Source organism: Actinomyces sp. S4-C9 (genome assembly GCF_000758775.1).
In the GTDB taxonomy this organism is placed as follows: Bacteria; Actinomycetota; Actinomycetes; order Actinomycetales; family Actinomycetaceae; genus Gleimia; species Gleimia europaea.
The window spans coordinates 1-1,441 of record NZ_JRMU01000027.1 but is presented as its reverse complement, the minus strand read 5'-3'; the positions used below and the strand labels follow the sequence as shown (position 1 = coordinate 1,441).

The window sequence follows — 1,441 nt, the reverse complement described above, 5'->3', positions numbered from 1 at the left end:
GAGGGTGTCAGGAAGTTTGTGTGTGAGGCTCTGATTGTGAAGGAGTTTCACTGATAATGACTAAGGTGTCACCGAAGAATAACTATGACCAGGACAAGGTCAACGAGATCAGCGCAAAGCTGATGAGTAACCCTGAAATCGCCAAGCTCATTGGCGAGTTGTCGACTTCCACCGATGATGCCAGTGATTTGGTCAAGGGCTTGTTGCAGGCCTCGATTAACGCTGGTTTGCAGGCAGAGATGAATGCTCATTTGGGCTATGAGCATTCTGATCGGAGGGGCAAAGCCCAGATAGGTTCTGCCAGTGGGGCGAACTACCGTAATGGGTCGTATACCAAAACTGTTGGTTGTGCTTATGGCGCGGTGGATATCACCGTGCCCAGGGATCGTGCTGGTACGTTTCGCCCGCAAATGGTGCCTAAAGGCGCTCGCAGGCTTAGCGAGCTTGATGACATGATTATCTCGTTGTATGCCGGCGGGATGACACTGCGCGATATCCAACACCACTTGGCCACCACACTGGGGGTGGATATGAGCCCTGACACGATCAGCACTATTACTGATGCTGTCTTAGAAGAGGTCTTGGTCTGGCAAAACCGCCAGCTAGAGCAGTTCTATCCGGTGATCTTCCTTGACGCGATGCGCGTTAAGATACGCGATGGCAACCGTGTGGTTAACAAGGCTTGCTACATGGCTGTTGGCGTGGATATGGACGGTATCAAACACATCCTAGGACTATGGATTGCTGGTAGTGAAGGAGCCGCGTTTTGGGCCTCTGTCTGCGCTGATTTGGCTAACCGGGGTGTGGAGGATGTGTTCATCGTCTGCTGTGATGGTCTTAAAGGCCTGCCAGAAGCGGTAGAGGCGACTTGGCCAAGCTCGATGGTGCAAACCTGTATTGTCCACTTGATCCGAGCTGCTAACAGATGGGTGTCCTACCAAGACCGCAAACCAGTCTCTAGCGCGCTACGTAAGGTCTACACCGCGCCGAATGAGGAAACCGCTCGCGCCGCACTCGATGCTTTCGAAGCCTGTGAACTGGGCTGTAAGTACCCGCAGTCAGTCAAGGTCTGGCGTGATGCGTGGGAGCGGTTCATACCGTTTTTGCAGTTCCCACCAGCAGCAAGACGGGTCCTCTACACCACCAACTCGATCGAGTCGCTCAACGCCGAGCTACGTAAAGCCACCCGCAACCGGGGCCAATTCCCTAACGATACGGCAGCATTGAAAACACTGTGGCTAATGATTTGCAACATCGAAGATAAACGCGCGGCCCAACGCGCGAAGAAAGCCAAGCGCGATATTGAGTGCAACGGCTATATTGAAGGAGCCAAAGCCAACGGCTGGAAACAAGCTATCAACCAACTAGCAGTGGCATACCCAGGCCGATTCGCCAACTACCTATAAACCAAGCCCCACACACAAACAAACAGACACTCTCG

1 protein-coding gene is annotated in these 1,441 nt (G+C 53.2%); it reads left to right on the top strand.

Annotated elements, in window-relative coordinates; genetic code table 11:
* The first annotated feature begins 56 nt into the window (after positions 1 to 56).
* Positions 57 to 1,406, top strand: a complete 1,350-nt coding sequence (locus HMPREF1628_RS08530) for an IS256 family transposase (RefSeq protein WP_034500768.1) — start codon at positions 57 to 59, stop codon at positions 1,404 to 1,406.
* Positions 1,407 to 1,441: the final 35 nt, after the last annotated feature.

What these genes read in the sequence shown, in the direction of transcription:
- HMPREF1628_RS08530 (WP_034500768.1), top strand. Translation starts at nt 57, where the DNA reads ATGACTAAGGTGTCACCGAAGAATAACTATGACCAGGACAAGGTCAAC.